The sequence below is a fragment of the Bacillus sp. HY001 genome, assembly GCF_007558965.1.
Lineage (GTDB): Bacteria > Bacillota > Bacilli > Bacillales > Bacillaceae_G > Bacillus_A > Bacillus_A mobilis.
This window is the reverse complement of record NZ_VLTE01000005.1, coordinates 471,082-488,440: the sequence shown is the minus strand read 5'-3', so window position 1 is coordinate 488,440 and position 17,359 is coordinate 471,082. Positions and strand designations below refer to the sequence as shown.

General features: G+C 36.8%; 20 protein-coding genes and 1 other annotated feature (1 of these 21 cut by a window edge). Of the genes, 16 read left to right on the top strand and 4 right to left on the bottom strand.

Going from position 1 to position 17,359, the window contains the following annotated elements; all coding sequences use genetic code 11:
• The first annotated feature begins 79 nt into the window (after positions 1–79).
• Positions 80–727, top strand: coding sequence for a YrrS family protein (locus FOT98_RS05335; RefSeq protein ID WP_061677217.1), 648 nt, complete (start codon positions 80–82; stop codon positions 725–727).
• A 35-nt stretch (positions 728–762) separates the two neighbouring features.
• Here FOT98_RS05335 and FOT98_RS05330 read toward each other — a convergent pair whose 3' ends face one another.
• Positions 763–978 (bottom strand): YrzA family protein, encoded by a 216-nt coding sequence (locus tag FOT98_RS05330; protein WP_000010984.1) that lies wholly within the window; start codon positions 976–978, stop codon positions 763–765.
• Positions 979–1,114: 136 nt separating this feature from the next.
• Between FOT98_RS05330 and FOT98_RS05325 the strand changes: the two genes are divergently transcribed.
• The 13 genes from FOT98_RS05325 to FOT98_RS05260 all read left to right on the top strand — a co-directional run bounded on the left by FOT98_RS05325 (position 1,115) and on the right by FOT98_RS05260 (position 12,948).
• Positions 1,115–1,753, top strand: coding sequence for a class I SAM-dependent DNA methyltransferase (locus tag FOT98_RS05325; protein WP_063260761.1), 639 nt, complete (start codon positions 1,115–1,117; stop codon positions 1,751–1,753).
• Between the two features lie 14 nt (positions 1,754–1,767).
• Entirely contained in the window at positions 1,768–2,463 is a 696-nt protein-coding gene (gene mtnN / locus FOT98_RS05320; protein ID WP_063260762.1) for a 5'-methylthioadenosine/S-adenosylhomocysteine nucleosidase, read from the top strand.
• Between the two features lie 82 nt (positions 2,464–2,545).
• Positions 2,546–3,469 carry an O-acetylserine dependent cystathionine beta-synthase gene (locus tag FOT98_RS05315; protein ID WP_061677221.1) on the top strand — a complete coding sequence of 308 codons (924 nt, stop codon included), beginning with the start codon at positions 2,546–2,548 and terminating at the stop codon, positions 3,467–3,469.
• Between the two features lie 3 nt (positions 3,470–3,472).
• A complete protein-coding gene (locus tag FOT98_RS05310; protein ID WP_061677223.1) occupies positions 3,473–4,606 on the top strand; it encodes a bifunctional cystathionine gamma-lyase/homocysteine desulfhydrase in 1,134 nt (377 codons plus the stop codon).
• Positions 4,607–4,865: 259 nt separating this feature from the next.
• Positions 4,866–7,469 carry a bifunctional acetaldehyde-CoA/alcohol dehydrogenase gene (gene adhE, locus FOT98_RS05305; RefSeq protein ID WP_063260763.1) on the top strand — a complete coding sequence of 868 codons (2,604 nt, stop codon included), beginning with the start codon at positions 4,866–4,868 and terminating at the stop codon, positions 7,467–7,469.
• Positions 7,470–7,595: 126 nt separating this feature from the next.
• Positions 7,596–7,823: a YrhC family protein gene (locus FOT98_RS05300; RefSeq protein ID WP_033656403.1), complete on the top strand. Its 228-nt coding sequence runs from the start codon at positions 7,596–7,598 to the stop codon at positions 7,821–7,823.
• A 158-nt stretch (positions 7,824–7,981) separates the two neighbouring features.
• Positions 7,982–8,929: an ABC transporter substrate-binding protein gene (locus FOT98_RS05290; RefSeq protein ID WP_063260764.1), complete on the top strand. Its 948-nt coding sequence runs from the start codon at positions 7,982–7,984 to the stop codon at positions 8,927–8,929.
• A 5-nt stretch (positions 8,930–8,934) separates the two neighbouring features.
• Positions 8,935–9,963: a FecCD family ABC transporter permease gene (locus FOT98_RS05285; protein ID WP_063260911.1), complete on the top strand. Its 1,029-nt coding sequence runs from the start codon at positions 8,935–8,937 to the stop codon at positions 9,961–9,963.
• Positions 9,950–10,768 carry an ABC transporter ATP-binding protein gene (locus FOT98_RS05280; RefSeq protein WP_063260765.1) on the top strand — a complete coding sequence of 273 codons (819 nt, stop codon included), beginning with the start codon at positions 9,950–9,952 and terminating at the stop codon, positions 10,766–10,768. Before FOT98_RS05285 ends, FOT98_RS05280 begins: the two co-directional genes overlap by 14 nt.
• A complete protein-coding gene (locus FOT98_RS05275) occupies positions 10,735–11,130 on the top strand; it encodes an ankyrin repeat domain-containing protein (RefSeq protein WP_063260766.1) in 396 nt (131 codons plus the stop codon). The genes FOT98_RS05280 and FOT98_RS05275 overlap by 34 nt, the downstream gene beginning before the upstream one ends.
• A 309-nt stretch (positions 11,131–11,439) precedes the next feature.
• A complete protein-coding gene (locus FOT98_RS05270; protein WP_000469127.1) occupies positions 11,440–11,946 on the top strand; it encodes a GNAT family N-acetyltransferase in 507 nt (168 codons plus the stop codon).
• A gap of 56 nt (positions 11,947–12,002) precedes the next feature.
• The gene (locus FOT98_RS05265) at positions 12,003–12,461 is read left to right on the top strand and encodes a GNAT family N-acetyltransferase (protein ID WP_061677234.1); all 459 of its coding nucleotides are present in this window, start codon (positions 12,003–12,005) and stop codon (positions 12,459–12,461) included.
• A 109-nt stretch (positions 12,462–12,570) separates the two neighbouring features.
• Positions 12,571–12,948 carry a hotdog family protein gene (locus tag FOT98_RS05260; protein WP_000025011.1) on the top strand — a complete coding sequence of 126 codons (378 nt, stop codon included), beginning with the start codon at positions 12,571–12,573 and terminating at the stop codon, positions 12,946–12,948.
• A 33-nt stretch (positions 12,949–12,981) separates the two neighbouring features.
• On the opposite strand, the gene FOT98_RS05255 is transcribed toward FOT98_RS05260, so the two are convergent.
• On the bottom strand, positions 12,982–13,527 hold the full coding sequence (locus FOT98_RS05255) for a helix-turn-helix domain-containing protein (protein WP_001020698.1): 546 nt from the start codon (positions 13,525–13,527) through the stop codon (positions 12,982–12,984).
• Positions 13,528–13,683: 156 nt separating this feature from the next.
• Here FOT98_RS05255 and FOT98_RS05250 point away from each other — a divergent pair, with 156 nt between their 5' ends.
• Both FOT98_RS05250 and FOT98_RS05245 read left to right on the top strand, forming a co-directional pair.
• Positions 13,684–14,088: a DoxX family protein gene (locus FOT98_RS05250; RefSeq protein WP_063260767.1), complete on the top strand. Its 405-nt coding sequence runs from the start codon at positions 13,684–13,686 to the stop codon at positions 14,086–14,088.
• A gap of 20 nt (positions 14,089–14,108) precedes the next feature.
• Entirely contained in the window at positions 14,109–14,966 is an 858-nt protein-coding gene (locus FOT98_RS05245) for a VOC family protein (RefSeq protein ID WP_063260768.1), read from the top strand.
• Positions 14,967–14,982: 16 nt separating this feature from the next.
• On the opposite strand, the gene FOT98_RS05240 is transcribed toward FOT98_RS05245, so the two are convergent.
• A complete protein-coding gene (locus FOT98_RS05240) occupies positions 14,983–15,297 on the bottom strand; it encodes a 4a-hydroxytetrahydrobiopterin dehydratase (protein ID WP_016086202.1) in 315 nt (104 codons plus the stop codon).
• A complete protein-coding gene (locus FOT98_RS05235) occupies positions 15,278–17,032 on the bottom strand; it encodes an aromatic amino acid hydroxylase (RefSeq protein ID WP_063260769.1) in 1,755 nt (584 codons plus the stop codon). The genes FOT98_RS05240 and FOT98_RS05235 overlap by 20 nt, the downstream gene beginning before the upstream one ends.
• A gap of 163 nt (positions 17,033–17,195) precedes the next feature.
• Positions 17,196–17,359 (bottom strand) — a binding site (T-box leader); it runs 64 nt beyond the window's last position.

Below are 17,359 nucleotides of genomic sequence, written 5' to 3'. Positions count from 1 at the left end.
AATATTATTGTAAATGTTCAACCTTTCTAGATTTAATGTTACAATAGCAAGTATGAAAAACTGCATGGAGGTTTGAAGAATGGCAGGAGGATCTAGATTCCAACAGAAACAACAAAAACGTCGTCAAAACGGTGTTTTAAATATTGCAATTGCAATTGTATTAATATTAGTAGCTATTGTATCATATCAATTGTTTGTTCCTGAAAGAAAAGAACAAGCGTCTTCTAGTGATAAAAAAGTAGCTCAGCAAACAACGAAAGAGAATAAGGCTGAGAAAGCTAAAGGCAAAGAAGAGACGAAGAAGAACGAGCAAGATAAGGCAGATGCTAAGAAACAGGAAGAAGAGAAGCAAAAGGCTGAAGAAGAACAGAAAAAAGCTGAAGAAGAAGCGAAAGCTAACGAGAAGGTATCAGCTGAAAAAACACAGCCAAAGGCAACTGACGCTTATACGAAACCTTCATGGAAGCCAGTAGGTACAGAGCAAGGTGCAACACCTGCGATGACGTTTAAAAAAGGTACAGCAGATTGGAATGAGATGAATCAAGCTATTTCAGCTGCAATTGACGTTCCAGTAGAGCAATTAGTTATCCATAGAATTGGAAATAACGGTAAGAATAAAGCTTACGGTAACGTACAAGATAAACAATCAGGCAAAAAATATTATGTGAATATTGATTGGGTAGACAATGAGGGCTGGAAACCAGTACTTGTTCAAACTCTAAACTAAAAAAGAGAAGCTCCTTAGGGGCTTCTCTTTTTTAGTTAGCGTAATTTCTTTAATTTAAAATGAACAACCGCGCTATAATATGGTCTTTTGCTTTCGGGATCCATAACCATTTGATGCGAGATGTGATGAACTTCAAGCATAAGTGCTTTATTATTATCGATTTGTTCACTAATTTTTCGTTCCAAAGAAGCTAAGTCTCCTGCTTCGAAAAACTCTACTTTATCTTCTAACATTTCAAAGGTAAATGACACGAAGACGACCCCTCTCCTATGTAATCAACTATAGTGTAACAAAGAAAAGAAGGAAATACCATGTACATTTCAATTGACATTTTTGGAAAGAGGGCATATTATACTGATAAAACCGATAAGAAAAAGGGGAATTTTTATGGGTACAGAATTTAATGGTTTATTTGATGAGTGGGCTCATACGTACGACTCATTTGTACAAGGCGAAGATATACAATATAAAGAAGTTTTCGCCCGTTATGAGGACATTCTAGAGGATGTAGTTAACAAGTCATTTGGTAATGTATTAGAATTTGGTGTTGGTACAGGTAATTTAACAAATCAATTATTACTTGCTGGCCGCACAGTTTACGGTATAGAACCGTCACGTGAAATGCGTATGATTGCAAAAGAGAAATTACCGCAAGAGTTTTCCATTACAGAAGGTGATTTTCTTTCGTTTGAAGTCCCAAATTCAATTGATACCATAGTAAGCACCTATGCATTTCATCATTTAACAGATGATGAAAAAAATGTAGCGATTGCGAAGTATAGTCAATTGCTAAACAAAGGTGGTAAAATAGTGTTTGCTGATACGATATTTGCAGATCAAGATGCATATGATAAAACTGTTGAAACAGCAAAACAAAGAGGTTTCCATCAGTTAGCAAACGATTTGCAAACGGAATACTATACACGTATTCCGGTCATGCAGTCTATTTTTGAAAACAATGGCTTCCATGTAACGTTTACGAGATTAAATCATTTCGTTTGGGTAATGGAGGCAACTAAGCAATAGAAAGAGGGATTAGATTGAGAATTGCTGTAATTGGAGCAATGGAAGAAGAAGTACGTATTTTACGTGACAAATTAGAACAAGCAGAAACAGAAACGGTTGCAGGTTGTGAATTTACGAAAGGACAATTAGCAGGACATGAAGTAATCTTGTTAAAGTCTGGTATTGGTAAAGTAAATGCAGCGATGTCAACGACAATTTTATTAGAAAGATATAAGCCTGAAAAAGTAATTAATACTGGTTCAGCTGGTGGCTTCCATCATTCTCTAAATGTTGGAGATGTAGTTATTTCAACAGAAGTTCGTCATCATGACGTAGATGTAACAGCATTTAACTATGAGTATGGTCAAGTACCAGGAATGCCGCCTGGATTCAAGGCTGATGAAGCATTAGTTGCATTAGCTGAGAAATGTATGCAGACAGAAGAAAATATCCAAGTTGTAAAAGGTATGATTGCAACAGGTGATTCATTTATGAGTGATCCAAACCGCGTTGCAGCAATTCGTGATAAATTTGAAAATCTTTATGCAGTAGAAATGGAAGCAGCAGCTGTTGCACAAGTATGCCACCAATATGAAGTTCCGTTTGTTATTATTCGTGCACTTTCTGATATTGCTGGTAAAGAATCAAATGTTTCATTTGATCAATTTTTAGATCAAGCAGCTCTTCATTCTACAAACTTTATCGTAAAAGTACTAGAAGAGTTAAAGTAATGTAACAAAAAGGCAACTGTCTCATATAAAGAAAATACATACAGTTGCCTTTTCTTTATTGGCAAATAAGGGGGAGAACACGATGAATGTATATCGTGGAGTTCATGAGTTGATTGGTCATACACCAATTGTAGAAATTACTCGTTTTTCACTTCCAGAAGGGGTCCGTTTATTTGCAAAGCTTGAATTTTATAACCCAGGTGGAAGCGTTAAGGACCGTTTAGGAAGAGAATTAATCGAAGATGCGCTAGAAAAAGGGCTTGTTACCCAGGGTGGAACAATTATTGAACCGACTGCTGGAAATACTGGTATTGGACTGGCACTTGCAGCGTTACAACATGATTTACGCGTTATTGTTTGTGTACCAGAGAAATTTAGTATTGAAAAACAAGAATTAATGAAAGCACTAGGCGCAACGGTTGTGCATACACCAACTGAGCAAGGAATGACCGGTGCAATTGCAAAAGCAAAAGAATTAGTAAATGAAATACCGAATTCGTACTCTCCAAGTCAGTTTGCGAATGAAGCAAACCCGCGTGCTTATTTCAAAACACTAGGTCCTGAACTTTGGTTGGCACTGAACGGAGAGATTAACATATTTGTTGCTGGAGCAGGAACTGGTGGTACATTCATGGGGACTGCATCTTATTTGAAAGAAAAAAATGTAGATATAAAAACGGTTATTGTGGAACCAGAAGGGTCCATTTTAAATGGTGGTAAAGCTGGTTCGCATGAAACAGAAGGGATTGGCCTTGAATTCATCCCACCATTTTTGAAAACATCTTATTTTGATGAAATTCATACAATTTCTGATCGAAATGCATTTTTACGAGTGAAGGAATTAGCTCAAAAAGAAGGACTGCTTGTTGGGAGCTCGTCAGGAGCAGCATTTCATGCAAGTTTACTTGAAGCAGAGAAAGCGGCGCCAGGTACAAACATTGTAACGATTTTTCCTGATAGTAGTGAGCGCTATTTAAGTAAAGACATATACAAAGGATGGGAATAAAAAATGAGAGCAAAGACAAAGTTAATTCATGGTATTCGCATAGGAGAACCTTCAACTGGATCTGTAAATGTACCGATTTATCAAACAAGTACGTACAAACAAGAAGCAGTTGGTAAGCATCAAGGATATGAATATTCACGTACAGGCAACCCAACACGTGCAGCTTTAGAAGAAATGATTGCTGTATTAGAAAACGGTCATGCTGGTTTTGCATTTGGTTCAGGAATGGCTGCTATTACAGCTACAATTATGTTGTTCTCAAAAGGTGACCACGTTATTTTAACAGATGATGTGTATGGTGGAACGTACCGCGTTATCACAAAAGTATTAAACCGCTTCGGTATTGAGCATACATTTGTAGATACAACAAATCTAGAGGAAGTTGTAGAAGCAATTCGTCCAAACACGAAAGCGATTTATGTGGAAACACCAACGAACCCATTACTGAAAATTACTGATATTAAGAAAATATCTACTCTTGCTAAAGAGAAAGATTTATTAACAATTATCGATAATACATTCATGACGCCATATTGGCAGTCGCCGATTTCTTTAGGAGCAGACATTGTACTTCATAGTGCAACGAAATATTTAGGAGGTCATAGTGACGTAGTTGCAGGCCTAGTAGTTGTAAATAGCCCGCAATTAGCAGAAGACCTTCACTTTGTACAAAACTCAACAGGAGGCATTCTTGGCCCGCAAGATAGCTTCTTACTACTTCGTGGTTTAAAAACATTAGGAATTCGAATGGAAGAGCATGAAACGAATTCACGTGCAATTGCTGAGTTTTTAAATAACCATCCAAAAGTAAATAAAGTATATTATCCAGGTCTTGCATCACATCAAAACCATGAATTAGCAACAGAACAAGCAAATGGATTTGGTGCTATTATCTCATTTGATGTAGATAGTGAAGAAACATTAAATAAAGTACTAGAGAAATTACAATACTTTACACTTGCTGAAAGTTTAGGAGCAGTAGAAAGTTTGATTTCTATCCCATCTCAAATGACACATGCATCAATCCCAGCAGATCGCCGCAAAGAATTAGGAATTACAGATACATTAATTCGTATTTCTGTCGGTATTGAAGACGGTGAAGATTTAATTGAAGATTTAGCACAAGCTTTAGCATAATAAAAATGCACTGCTTATATAGGCAGTGCATTTTTATTACGTTAATTTGTGAAAAAATTCACAAAATAGACATACACAAATGAAATAGTTTCATGTATATTAAGTTCATGAAGTGTTACTCACGAACAAACTTGTGAAATATTTCACAAACAATGAGGTTCATGTAGGAAAGCAACTCTATTTTTTTTGCGCTAATCGGGACTTATTATGACCTGCAGGGTCTTATTTAGTCCACGGTAGCAGAATAGGAGGAATTTACATGGTAGTCAAAGAGAAAGTTGTAAATGAAATGCAGGAAGTAAAAGAGATGATTGATACGTTAGTGAATAACGGTCAAAAGGCCTTACAAGCATTAGAAAGTTTTACACAAGAGCAAATTGACAACATTGTTCATGAAATGGCATTAGCAGGTGTTGATCAACATATGCCGCTTGCGAAGTTGGCTGTTGAAGAAACGGGTCGTGGTGTATATGAAGATAAATGTATTAAAAATATTTTTGCTACTGAATATATTTGGCATAGCATAAAAAAAGATAAAACAGTAGGGATTATTCATGAAGATCCTCATGAAGAAATTATAGAAATTGCGGAACCTGTCGGTGTAGTAGCTGGGGTAACGCCAGTAACGAATCCAACGTCGACAACAATGTTTAAAGCGTTAATCGCGATAAAAACGAGAAATCCAATTATTTTCGCATTTCATCCTTCAGCACAAAACTGTTCCATTGCAGCGGCGAAAACAGTATACGATGCAGCGGTGAAGGCCGGTGCACCAAAACATTGTATTCAGTGGATTGAAAAACCTTCTGTCGAAGCAACGAAACAATTAATGAACCATGAAGGTGTTGCGCTTGTTTTGGCAACTGGAGGAGCAGGTATGGTGAAATCAGCTTATTCTACTGGAAAACCAGCGCTAGGCGTAGGTCCTGGTAATGTACCATGCTATATAGAGAAATCAGCGCACATAAAACGAGCTGTTAATGATTTAATTTTATCAAAAACATTTGATAACGGTATGATTTGTGCATCAGAACAAGCAATCATTGTAGACAAGGAAATTTATGATGATGTGAAAACAGAAATGATTGCAAACAATTGTTACTTTGTAACAGAAGAAGAGAGAAGAAAATTAGAAAAGCTTGTTATTAATGAAAATACATGTGCAGTAAATAGTGATATTGTAGGGAAATCCGCACAGTACATTGCCGCATTAGTTGGAATTACTGTTCCTGAAAATACAAAAATGCTTGTAGCGGAAATACAAGGTATCGGAGCAGCATATCCGCTATCTCGTGAGAAACTGAGTCCAGTATTAGCTTGTGTAAAAGCAAATTCACTAGAAGAGGGATTTATATATTGCGAAGACATGTTAGACCTTGGTGGCCTAGGACATTCAGCAGTCATTCATTCTACAAGTAAAGAAGTACAAAAGCAATTTGGATTACGTATGAAAGCGTGCCGTCTTATTGTAAACGCCCCTTCATCACAAGGTGGAATCGGTGACATATATAATGGATTTATTCCATCACTTACGCTTGGTTGCGGTTCGTATGGGAAAAACTCAGTTTCTCAAAACGTAACAGCGACGCATTTATTAAATATAAAAAGGTTGGCAAATAGAAAAAAGAATATGCAGTGGTTCAAATTGCCACCAAAAATTTATTTTGAAAAACATGCGACAGCATATTTAGCAAATATGCCTAACATTTCACGTGCATTTATTGTAACGGATCCAGGAATGGTTGAGCATGGATATGTAGATACGGTTACGCATTATTTACGTAAACATGCAAATGATGTAAAAGTTGAAGTTTTCTTTGAGGTCGAGCCAGATCCATCAGATGAAACTGTCTTTAAAGGTGCGGAAATGATGAGAAGTTTTAAGCCAGATGTAATTATTGCACTTGGTGGTGGTTCAGCGATGGATGCAGCGAAAGGGATGTGGCTTTTCTATGAGCACCCAGAAACAACATTCTATGGAATTAAACAGAAGTTTTTAGATATAAGAAAACGTACATGTAAATATCCGGAATTAGGGAGTAAGGCACAGTTTGTTGCTATTCCAACAACATCAGGAACAGGATCAGAAGTGACACCATTCGCGGTTATTACAGATAAGAAAAATAATATAAAGTATCCACTCGCAGATTATGAATTAACACCGGATGTAGCAATTGTTGATCCACAGTTTGTAATGACAGTGCCACCACATGTAACAGCAGACACTGGTATGGATGTATTAACGCATGCAATCGAGGCGTATGTGTCTGTTCTAGCAAATGACTATACAGATGGATTAGCATTAAAGGCCATTGATCTCGTATTTAAATATTTACCAAGAGCATTTAAAGATGGAAATGACGAAGAAGCACGAGAAAAAATGCATAATGCTTCTGCAATCGCAGGGATGGCATTTGCAAATGCTTTCCTAGGTATTAACCACAGCTTAGCACATAAAATTGGACCAGAATTTCATATTCCGCATGGGCGTGCGAATGCAATTCTTATGCCGCACGTAGTTCGCTATAATGCTATTAAGCCAAGAAAACACGCATTGTTCCCAAAATATGAGTACTTTGTAGCTGATGAACGCTATGCACATATTGCGAGAATGCTCGGGCTTCCAGCGAGCTCAACAGCGGAAGGCGTGGAATCACTCGTCCAAGCAATTATTGAACTTGGAAAAAGTTTAAATATTAATATGAGTATTGCGGGACAAGGAGTTGCTAAAGAGCAGTTTGAAGAGGTTGTTGGATTATTAGCAGAAAGAGCTTTTGAAGATCAATGTACAACAGCTAATCCCAAATTACCTCTTATTTCAGAGCTGAAAGAAATTTATATGGAAGCATATAAAGGGGAGTAATGCTTATAAAAGAGTCGCGATAAAGCGGCTCTTTTTCATTTGGAAAACATCTCCCAGAATGTCTGTATTTACTTGTCTTTAAGTGTAATAGAATATGATACAGTGAAATGGAGGAGTGAGAATATGATGAAAGAATTGCAAGAAAAAATAGCAGATTATACTCGGTTCGGACAAATCCTTCTCGCTGTAAGTACATTGTTAATGGTCGGCTTGTTGATTCCGAATGGAGCAAAAGAAGCAATACAATCTTTTGTTATGATGGGGAGCATCGTTATATTTTTAAGTTTATCCTTCTTTTTCTTCCAGCGTGTAAAAGTGATGCGAGACGAGTTAGAGGGAAATGAATGTGAATAATATTGATAAATAGAGCATTACAAAAAAGAAGGAATCTTTTTTGTAATGCTTTTTGTTTTTTCTAGAAAATGTATGCGTTTTATATTGACAATGATAATCCTTATCAATTAAAGTAGAATAGTAGTTAATGATTATCATTATCAGTTAGAGGTGGAAGAATGAAAAAATCTATTACGCTATTCACAGCGATTTTATCTATTTTTTTCTTGTTAATAGGTTGCAATGCAAAGGAAAACGAAAAAGCATCGGCAACAAAAACAGAAAAAGGAAAAGAGAAAATCGAAGTTACCGACCTGTCAGGAAGAAAAGTAACATTCGATAAAGTGCCAGAGAGTTTTGCAACATTAAGTATGGGAGACATGAATATTATTCATGAGTTAGGCGGAAAAATAGTAGGTCGTCCGGATGCAAAAATAACTCTTCCAGAGGATATAAAGAAAGTACAAGTAATCGGGAATGCGCATCAGCCTAATTTTGAGCAAATTGCTAGCTTAAAGCCGGATGTACTTATTGCTAATAATGGGTTCCAAAAGAATGTTCCAACAGTTGAAGGACAAGGAACGAAAGTAATGATTTCTTCTGCGAATTCTGTACAAGATATTCAAAAGAATATTGAACTATACGGAACGATTATGAAGAAAGAAGATAAAGCAAAAGAACTTAACAAAAAAATTAATGATCAAATGAAGACATATGAGAAAAAAAGTGATGTGAAAGCATTGCTAGTGTATGGAGCACCAGGTACTTATTTAGCAGCATTACCAACATCTTTATCAGGTGATATTTTAGAAAAAACAGGCGGGAAAAATATTGCAGCGGAATTTCCGGAAATGAAGGAATATCCGCAATATGCGCAGTTAAGTGTAGAACGTATAATTGAGGCAAATCCAGATGTGATTTATTTAATTACACATGGAGATCCAAGTAGCGTTAAAAAAGCATTTGAAGGCGAAATGATGAAAAATGAAGCGTGGAAAAATTTAGATGCAGTAAAACAAAATCGTGTAGTGATTTTGCCACCCGACTTATTTGGATCAAATCCGGGAACAAAAGTTACAGAAGCGATGGACTTTATGTATAAAAGTATACAAGATGTAAGGAAATGATACGTATGGAAAGTAGTGAAGTAGTAAGGGAAAAGGAACATCCTTTTGCGAAAAAAAGATGGATAATAGCAGTTACTTTAGTAGTATTAACGATTTTAGGTCTTTTCTACGGCCTTTTCGCAGGAAGTTTATCCTTTTCATTACGAGATATTCTGATAGGGATACAAGATGAAGATTCGACAGTTCATCGAATTGTATGGGATCTTCGTATACCGAGAGTGCTCGTTGGATTTATAGTAGGAACATGCTTAGCAGCATCTGGTGCCCTGCTGCAAGGGGTTATGAGAAACCCTCTTGCAGATCCTGGTATAATCGGGGTTTCATCTGGAGCAGGCCTTGTAGCAATTGTAATTATGATTTTATTTCCTCAGCATATGGCTTTTTTACCGCTCGGAGCGTTTTTAGGAGCTTTCATAACGGCGATGGTCATTTATGCTTTATCATGGCAAAGGGGGGCACCGCCTTCAAGGATTGTCTTAGTAGGTGTGTCAATCAATGCATTAATTGGTGCAGCCACGTCAGCGTTAATGTTATTACATAGTGATAAAGTACAATCTGTGTTGCCATGGTTAGCAGGTGGCATTGGTGGGGTAAGTTGGGCACATTTAAACATGATTATTTATTATGCAATATTTGCTATTATATTAGCCTTCTTTGGTATTAAACATATTCGAGTGTTAATGCTTGGAGATGAAATGGCGAAATTATTAGGCCATAACGTAGAGAGAAGCCGGTTTTATTTAATAGTCGTAAGTACATTATTAGCTGGAATTGCGGTTAGTGTTTCTGGTCTTATTGGATTTGTCGGTCTTGTCGTACCACATATGTTACGTTTATTAGTTGGAAATGATTATAAATATTTATTGCCATTATCATGTCTTGGCGGAGGGATATTACTTGTTTTCGCGGATGCGATAGCTCGAAGTTGGTTCGATCCAATTGAATTGCCTGTTGGTATTTTATTATCCTTCTTAGGCGGTCCGTTCTTCTTATATTTAATTCATAGAGGAGGAAAACAACGTGATTTCCGTTAATAAAGTGTTTTACGCACATTCTGAAAGATTTCAAATGCAAAATATGAATGTACATATTAAAGCTGGAGAGGTCGTTAGTTTAATTGGGCCGAATGGATCTGGAAAATCTACTTTGCTTCGTTTAGTGGCAAGACTACTTAAACAAAGCGAAGGGGATATCATTCTAGATGGAAAAAATATTCATACGATGAAAAGTGCCGATGTAGCGAAGCAATTAGCGATGTTACCACAAATGCATGATCATCAATTAGATTTAACAGTGAAAGAATTAATCGAATTTGGAAGAGGCCCTCATAAATCATGGAGCAGTCGCTTAAATAAAGAAGATGAAAAAATTGTTGATTGGGCATTGTCAGTTACAAATCTTGGAGGGTATGAATATCGTCTTTTACAATCTTTATCAGGAGGAGAAAGACAACGTGCCTGGATTGCAATGACGCTAGCACAACGTACAAATGTCTTATTATTAGATGAGCCAACAACTTTTTTGGATATCGTTCACCAATTGGAAGTGATGGAACTTGTGAAACGGTTAAACGAGGAGTTTGGCATGACAATTGTAATGGTTTTACATGATATTAACCAAGCGGCTCAATATAGTGATCGTTTACTCGTATTAAAGCGAGGGCAGCTTCAGTATGACGGTATACCAGAAGAAGTGTTATGTCATGAAATGTTTCAACGTGTGTTCGGCATTGAGGTAGATATTTTTCAAGGAAGCGACAAGCCATTTTTTACACCGAAAAGAATTTCTAAAAGGAGAGAAGCGCGATGCGAACAGAAGAACGTATTACCACTGAGTTAGTAAGAGAATTTGTTATGGCAGCTCACGGAGATTTAGAAAAAGTACAAGAACTGTTGGCTGAATCACCAAGCTTACTTCATGCCTCTTACAATTGGGGCGGATCAGATTGGGAAAGTGCGTTAGGAGCAGCGGCACATGTAGGTCGTAAAGATATTGCTCTCTATTTACTAGAAAAGGGTGCTCGAATGGATATTTTCGCAGCCGCGATGCTTGGAGAATTAGAAGTCGTACAAGCTATTTTAGTGGCACAACCAGAGGCATTGCGTGCATCGGGTCCACATGGTATTTCCCTTCTTCAACATGCACGAATGGGTGGAGAAAAAGCGGAGCGTGTATTTGAGTACTTAACGGTACTCTCTTAATGACCGCAAAGGTTCTTATGTGCGGTAAACTTTTCACTTTCATATAATTGAAAAGTTTACCGCCCGTTAGAACGGGATAAGTATCTAGTATATTTGAAAATCCTACACCCCCCTCAATTGTAGTTTTCTTTATGCTAGTTATGATATGGATGCAGTAGACAATATTTGTCTACTGCCTTTTTTTAATTCTTTTGAAATTGAATATTCTGTATTTTGTTGTTAGTTCCTTTATAATAGACAGTAACATTTAGTATATATTCAAAACATGGTCGTGTAGTTAAGCACAAATGAGTGGGAAGGAGTGCAGAGATGTTTCATACAGATCGTTTACAAATTCGTAAATATACAATGGATGATTTACAGTTCTACGCTTCACTATGGGGAAATGAGAAGGTAATGCGCTATATTGGAAATGGGACGTTAAAAACATATATGCAATGTAAAAAAAGTTTGGAGGAGTGGGTGATTCCTAGCTATAAAAACGGCCTTGGTTTATTTGTATTGATTGAAAAGGAAACAGGAATACGAATTGGTCATGCAGGATTAGTAAAGCAGCAGATAGATGGAAAAGAGGAAATTGAAATTGGGTATTGGTTACTGCCTCAGTATTGGGGAAAAGGGTATGCGAAAGAAGCAGCGGCAGCGTTTCGAGACTATGGCTTCCAAGCGTTACGAATGAATAAACTAATTTCTCTTATTAATCCGGACCACCCGGCCTCCATCTTTGTTGCTAGAAAAACAGGACTTAGTTATGAGAAAACAACTTCATTTCATGGTATGGATGTTCTCGTTTATTCTATTAAGCGCGTTGGATGAAAAAGGGTAAATTGCATCTTTTGAAGAATGGTATATAAAAATAAAGGGGGGATTACATGTATATTTATCATAATGGACTTATTATTCGTGAGGGAACGAATGGTGTACCTGCATATGCAATTAAAACTTTATTCGAAGATGCCGGTTGGAGCAATGATGATATCCCTTCCTGGCAAATTGAAAAATTCACGATAGCATTTGAAAATTCAACATGGGCATTCACAATTTGGGATGAAGAAGAGATGATTGCAATGGTTAGAGTCATTTCTGATGGAATTATGGTCGCGAACATAGTAAATTTAGTTGTGAAATGTGAATATAGAGGGAAGGGATTAGGTAAGAAACTTGTCGCTCTTTGTTTGCAAAAGCTGCCACATGGCGATTGGTTTGCGCATACATCGGCTAGTAATTTTGATTTTTATAGAAGTTGTGGCTTTGAGGTGAGGGAGTTATCAAGAAATGGAACATGTGCGTACTACGGGTATCAAGCAGCAAAAAAAGATGGGCACCGATAAAAGTAAGGTAATGTAGAAAAAGGATCGCTATTTTAATAATATAAACTGAACTGAGACTCCTTTTATGATAAAATAAAAGAAAATTCTGTTTATTATTAGGGGGATACAAATGAGTATAAAAGTTGGGGATGTATTTAAATACGAAAGAAGATTTACTGAGGAAGAGGTTTTTGAATTTGCAAATATTACAGGAGATAAAGGCAGGCATCATATGGAATATGATGAAAATGGACGTTTAATGGTTCATGGTTTATTGACTGCTAGTATTGGAACGAAAGTAGGCGAAGAATTACATTACATAGCAAGAGAATTAGTAAGTGAGTTTATTAGACCGGTTTTTACAGGGGATACGATCACTTGTGAATTGACTTTAACAAATGTTGAACAGATGGAAGGATACAAAAAGGTTTCAATCGAGTCAGTTTATCGCAATCAACACGAAAAGACTGTACTAGTTGGGACAAGCTATGGAGTTATAAGGGGATAAAAAAGAAGCCTAATTTACAGGCTTCTTTTTTAGTTAATAAACACGTTTTCGATTTTCTGCATGACTAGAGATGAGTAATAATGCCGTTTCTTCCCCTATATTACGCACGATATGAGGAACACATGCATTCCAAGAGAAAGAATCACCTTCTTCTACAATTGCAATATCTTCTCCATGTTGAACTTCTAGTTTTCCGCGTAATACAAGGTGACACTCTTCCCCCTCATGGGCATTTGGTGAGTTTTCTTTCGGAAACCCAGCAGGAATTTCTACGAGATTGAGTCGGAGGCCACCTTGCTCCGCAACATGTTCAATTCTTTGTTCATCTTTTCCGTATACACTGTATTTACGCTCTACCTTTTTGACAACTTTCAACCGATCTTTTTGTTCTAACAATAAATAGGGAAGAGGAACGTTTAAAAAATTGGAGATCGTTTCTAAAGTTGAGATAGATGGTGAAGTTTTATTATTTTCAACCTGACTCATAAATCCTTTAGAAAGACCTGTTCCCTCACAAATTTGTGCGATTGTTATGCCTCTACGTTGACGAATTTCACGTATTGCAGAACCAATATTCATAAAATCAAGCTCCTTTTTGTAAACAACTATTTGTATCATAGCAAAAAAAATATATTTTTTCCCAGTGAAAATGAATTGACGAATAAAAAAAAGTAGTGTATGTTTTGTAATGTAAATAAAAGTTTTGTATAAGAAAACTATAAAGGAGAGAAAGAAATGAATCAACATATCGGTAACTTAATTATTCGTATCGTGTTAGGGGTAACATTCTTTATGCACGGTTTAACAAAATTCCAATCGGGGATTGACAATATTGCAGCGTGGTTCACAAGCATTGGTTTACCAGGAGGACTTGCATACGGCGTAGCAACAGCGGAAGTAGTTGGTGGTATATTGTTAATACTAGGTTTAGGAGTAAGATATATTGGATTATTATTTGCACTTGTTATGGTTGGCGCAATTGTGAAAGTAAAATGGTCAGCTGGTTTATTAGGAGATGGAAAAAATCCTGGCTTCGAATTAGAGCTTGCATTGTTAGCAATGGGTGCGTACTTATTTGTTGCGAAAGCAGACGGTTTTGTAGATAATTTCTTAAAAGAGAAAATGTTAAAGAAGAATTAAATGAAATGGGGGCTAACAAGATGAGTTTTCAACTTCATCCCGACACAACACTTGATGTTGTTCATTTATATGTATCAAATATAAAGAAATCACTAGAGTTTTATACAGAAGTACTAAGTATGAAAGTACTAAAAGAAGATGAAATGGTTGTTACATTTGGGAATGAAAATAACGAACCACTCCTTATCATTGAAGAAAAGAAAGAAGCCATACCAAAGCAAAGAGGGAGAACGGGGTTATATCATTACGCAATTTTATTACCAAGTAGACAGGATTTAGCGAATATTCTTCGTCATCTTGTAGAAATGGTATATCCACTGCACGGCGGAGCCGACCATTACTTTAGTGAAGCCCTTTATTTAGCTGATCCAGATGGAAACGGGATTGAAATTTATCATGATCGCCAAAAAGAAGTTTGGCGTGATGAGAATGGAGAACTACCATTTGTTAGCAATCCGTTAGCTGGTGAAGAGTTATTACAACAAGGAAGTGCATGGAATGGTTTTCCAGCGGGTACTGTGATGGGGCATGTTCATTTCCATGTAGCTGATTTAGAAGAAGCAAAACGTTTCTATGTGGATGGTCTTGGTTTTGAAGTAACAATCCCAGCTCGTAATGGCGCGTTGTTCGTATCGGCAGGTCGCTATCATCACCATATTGGTTTAAATACGTGGCAAGGTGAAGGAATACCACCGCAAATGCCAAATTCCGTTGGCTTGAAATATTTCACAATTGTACTAGCGGATGAAAAACAAAAAGAGCAAGTATGTGAAAGTTTAAAAAATATTGGCAAGATTGCTACGTACAAAGATGGAATATTGCAAGTCGAGGATCCATTTGGACATTGTATCCAATTCAAAGTAAAAGGAGAAGCCTAAAAAAGGCTTCTCTTTTTTACTTTCTTATAATTGCTTTTTCGTTTTGTAAAAATAGTTCATCAAATTGCTTTGCAAGCTCAAAATCTAGTTTCGTTAAACCTTTTGCATTCCAAGATGACAAAGTAATAATGACTGCTTTATACTGGATAAGGATAAATGGGTGGTGATTATGTTCTTCTGATAGTTTGGCGGCTTCAGAGACAAATTCGACTCCTTTTAAGTAGTCGGAAAACATATATTTTCGTTCAATCCATTTCTCATCTTTTACCATCCATTTATCTACCTTCAATAATTCCTCTTGAACTTCTTCCTCAGTTAATCGTAGCATCATTTTTCACATCCTTTATCGGAAGTAACGCAAGACCATTGTTAATAAGGCGTGTTACAGCTTCGTCAGTTGTGAAAGTAGAAAGTTGATGTAGTAATGTTGCCGATGTTTCATGCCCTTTGTTATGCTCTAAAAGTAACTCTAATACTTCAAGGCGCAGCAACCATTCTTTCGCATAAAATTTATTTAATACCTCTTGAATTGCTACTAATTGATCGATATGCGCGTCGTGTAAGATTCCCTCACTTCGAATATCTCGAACTGTTTGATACATACGTTCAATTTCATTCAGTACAAGTGGAGCAGGAATTTCTTGAACTTCTTCATCCATTGGGAAAAATGCTGCTGCATCTGCGGCACCTGGGAATACTGAAGTGATTTGTGAGCCAACAGCCATATCAAATGCGCCCCATGAGGCATCGAATAAAACGCGGGCGTTATAAGTAACTGTGCAATCGATAAAGGAAATAAGAGCAATTTTCTTATTGTTTTTTACAATATCTGTTACTGTTCCTTTTACATGAATACCACTTGCAAAAGTAAACTCAGCGATAGTTCCAATTGTAATTCCTAATGATTGTAGTTGTTCGTCTGTACAAGTTTCTAATGCAATATTTTCAGTGAGTAATCCAATCGGTGTTCCAAATCCATCACTGTGTACAGAAGTAGAATGATTCGCTAACTGTTTATTATGAAGCGCTAATGCCGTTGGCGAATTTGTTCGCATGTAAATTAATTCACCTGCATCGTTTTCAATTGTCTCGCTAAATGTACCTGTAATTTGTAGTCCGCTATTTAGCTCAGCAGTTGCATAGTTTTCAGAGCGAATTGCTTTTTCTAAACCTTCTTTACCACCTGTTTTAAAGGCCATCGTTTCAGCAAATGTCTCAAGTGCTTCAGTCAGCTCTTCAAATGATTCACAAACAAATAGTTGTGGTTGCATTTTTGTTACGTCATAAGTTGTCCCTGTACATGCTTCGATAGAAAATGGAACCTTTTCTACAGCGTCAGTTAAGCAATGTTTGCTTTCGCCAACAGAAGAAAGGAGGCCAGCACCATATATTTTTGGATCATCTATATTTCCAATTAATCCATATTCTACTGTCCACCAGAAAAGACGTGAAATTTGTTCAGCTTCTGATAAACCAGAAACTAAGTTTTGTTTTTCAATTACAGCATTTTCAGCAGCCTTAACTTCATCAGGAGTAGAAGTAGGGCTTTCTTTTACTATCGTTAATGTACGAACAGTTTCAAATGCATCATGTTCTTCTTTTGTAGAGAAAGCTTTTGCACCAATTTGCCCAAAACGTTTCACATATTTTGCATATGTAGGATCAAGTAAAATCGGTGCGTGTCCTGCTGCTTCGTGTACGATATCTGGAGCTGGTGTGTACTCGATATTTTCTACTTTCCGAATATCTGTTGCGATCGGTAGTAATCCGTGTCCTTGAAAATCGAAGAATGCTACGCCGGGAATAAGTCCGTCAATCGTTACAGCGCCCCATCCACTTGGTGCTAAACACTCATTCATTTCTTCTACTTTTGGAATTGCATCTATATTAATACCAGATGATTGTAGTCCGTTCACGTAGGCTGGATGAGCAACGTCTTTTAAGAAGCTATGATTTTGTCTCATAATATAACGCCACACAGCGTGATTCACCGGTGTGTATTGATCATAATGTTGTGTGGATACGAATGGTTTTAAATGCGATGGAATTTCTGTTTTCTTTGTCATTTAGACATCCTCCTTTTTTTCAATAAAATTGAATATCGATTTCGTATAGCTTGTATCACCTCCTTTCATTTTTTGTAAGCGCTTATAAAATTTTATCATAAGATTCGGAATTATTTAACATCTGTTTCTATGAGAAATAGAAAAAGCCCCCATCGGAAAATCCGATAGGGGCGAAAGAATCGCGGTACCACCCTATTTGTAAGTGAAAATATACTTACATCTCAATTAATGATAACGGAAAAATTCCGTCTTTTCCTTCATGCATAAAAGCACTACGAAAAAGAAGCTCCAGAATTGTAATTCATACTTATATATGTGCTAATTTCC

Coding starts and splice junctions, on each gene's coding strand:
- FOT98_RS05335 (WP_061677217.1), top strand. CDS start 80: ATGGCAGGAGGATCTAGATTCCAACAGAAACAACAAAAACGTCGTCAA.
- FOT98_RS05325 (WP_063260761.1), top strand. CDS start 1,115: ATGGGTACAGAATTTAATGGTTTATTTGATGAGTGGGCTCATACGTAC.
- FOT98_RS05315 (WP_061677221.1), top strand. CDS start 2,546: ATGAATGTATATCGTGGAGTTCATGAGTTGATTGGTCATACACCAATT.
- FOT98_RS05310 (WP_061677223.1), top strand. CDS start 3,473: ATGAGAGCAAAGACAAAGTTAATTCATGGTATTCGCATAGGAGAACCT.
- adhE (WP_063260763.1), top strand. CDS start 4,866: ATGGTAGTCAAAGAGAAAGTTGTAAATGAAATGCAGGAAGTAAAAGAG.
- FOT98_RS05300 (WP_033656403.1), top strand. CDS start 7,596: ATGAAAGAATTGCAAGAAAAAATAGCAGATTATACTCGGTTCGGACAA.
- FOT98_RS05290 (WP_063260764.1), top strand. CDS start 7,982: ATGAAAAAATCTATTACGCTATTCACAGCGATTTTATCTATTTTTTTC.
- FOT98_RS05285 (WP_063260911.1), top strand. CDS start 8,935: ATGGAAAGTAGTGAAGTAGTAAGGGAAAAGGAACATCCTTTTGCGAAA.
- FOT98_RS05275 (WP_063260766.1), top strand. CDS start 10,735: ATGCGAACAGAAGAACGTATTACCACTGAGTTAGTAAGAGAATTTGTT.
- FOT98_RS05270 (WP_000469127.1), top strand. CDS start 11,440: ATGTTTCATACAGATCGTTTACAAATTCGTAAATATACAATGGATGAT.
- FOT98_RS05265 (WP_061677234.1), top strand. CDS start 12,003: ATGTATATTTATCATAATGGACTTATTATTCGTGAGGGAACGAATGGT.
- FOT98_RS05260 (WP_000025011.1), top strand. CDS start 12,571: ATGAGTATAAAAGTTGGGGATGTATTTAAATACGAAAGAAGATTTACT.
- FOT98_RS05255 (WP_001020698.1), bottom strand. CDS start 13,527: ATGAATATTGGTTCTGCAATACGTGAAATTCGTCAACGTAGAGGCATA.
- FOT98_RS05250 (WP_063260767.1), top strand. CDS start 13,684: ATGAATCAACATATCGGTAACTTAATTATTCGTATCGTGTTAGGGGTA.
- FOT98_RS05245 (WP_063260768.1), top strand. CDS start 14,109: ATGAGTTTTCAACTTCATCCCGACACAACACTTGATGTTGTTCATTTA.
- FOT98_RS05240 (WP_016086202.1), bottom strand. CDS start 15,297: ATGATGCTACGATTAACTGAGGAAGAAGTTCAAGAGGAATTATTGAAG.
- FOT98_RS05235 (WP_063260769.1), bottom strand. CDS start 17,032: ATGACAAAGAAAACAGAAATTCCATCGCATTTAAAACCATTCGTATCC.